This window comes from Mesorhizobium sp. M7A.F.Ca.US.010.02.1.1 (assembly GCF_004023085.1).
GTDB lineage: Bacteria > Pseudomonadota > Alphaproteobacteria > Rhizobiales > Rhizobiaceae > Mesorhizobium.
Map to the genome: position 1 here is coordinate 1 of NZ_RZRV01000103.1, position 1,273 is coordinate 1,273.

Consider the following 1,273-nt stretch of genomic DNA (forward strand, 5'->3'; position numbering starts at 1 on the left):
TGTTTGGACCGGAGACATCGCGAACAGGTGTGCGAGGACATCGCGAACAGTTTTGTCACTTATCGTCTGCAGAGGTTGAGGTCGACTGTTTCTATTTTCTGATGTCTGAAGAAGGCTTGGAAGACGCCGTCCTTGCCGGTGGGGGTGAAGGCCACGGCTTTCCCTCCAAATGCCTTGGAGAGGCGCAGGATGTAGCCGCACAAGGCGACGCGGCCCTCTTTCTGGACCTTGCGAACGATGGCGTCTTGTGGGTAGTCGAAAGCTTCGACGGCCTCGCAGAAGGATCGCGGCGAGGGTGTGTATCTGTCGAGGGGGACGCAACCCTTGAGGCCATCGTGGGGTCTTTCGGTGTTGTAGAGGTCGCGCCAGGCATCGAAGGCTTTCTGCGCGCGATCGAGATTTTCGAAAGCAGGTCCGGCCATCGCTTCGGCCTTGAGCGAGCGGTGGAAGCGCTCTTCCTTGCCCAGCGTCTGCGGATGCAGAGGCCTGGAATGGGAGATGGCGACGCCGTGCTCGATCAGCCAGACGGTGAAGCGTGTGAAGTTGCTTCGTCCGCCATCTCCCCACGGTGGGCCGTTGTCGAAAGCCATGCGCTGCGGCAGCCCATAGCGGCGAAAGGCGGCAATCAGGTGGGGTTTGACCGTTTCGCCGGTCTCGTTGATGCAAGCCTGCAGCACGACGGAGAAGCGCGAATGGTCGTCGAGCGCGGTCAGCGGATGCAGCCGGCCGCCCTGCCGCAACGCGACATGGCCCTTGAAGTCCATCTGCCACAGATCGTTGGGGGCGGCATGCTCGAAGCGCCCGAACGGCTTGGCTCCACCCCCGAGCAAACCCAGCTCGACGCCATTGCGGTGCAGGATCCCGGTCACCGTGGAAGGTGCAGGCGAACCGGTTCCCTCGCGCTGCAGGACCTTGGAGATCTTGCGTCCGCCCCAGGCCGGGTGCGCCCGGCGCATGCCAAGAACCGCCGCCTCGACTGCATCCGGGCTGCGCGCCGGGCTCGTCGCTGGACGGCGCGATTGCTCCGCAAGCCCGGCTTCGCCATAGGCGCGATACCGCGCGATCAACTTGTGACCACAGGTTCGGCCAATCCCGAAACGACGACAAAGCGCACTGACATTGCTGCCATCCTGCACCGCAAGACGCACAAACTCCAACTTCCCATCCATCACGCTGGTGTTCCCAAATGGCATCGCGAACCTCCCGGCGCAAAGCACGCCAAACTGTTCGCGATGTCCTCGCACACCTGTTCGCGATGTCTCCGGTCCAAACA

The 1,273-nt window shown here is 62.6% G+C and carries 1 protein-coding gene; it reads right to left on the reverse strand.

Annotation, left to right across the window (positions count from 1 at the left end):
* Positions 1-59: 59 nt before the first annotated feature.
* Positions 60-1,193: an IS481 family transposase gene (locus EOA19_RS34900; protein WP_128306117.1), complete on the reverse strand. Its 1,134-nt coding sequence runs from the start codon at positions 1,191-1,193 to the stop codon at positions 60-62.
* Between the last annotated feature and the right edge of the window lie 80 nt (positions 1,194-1,273).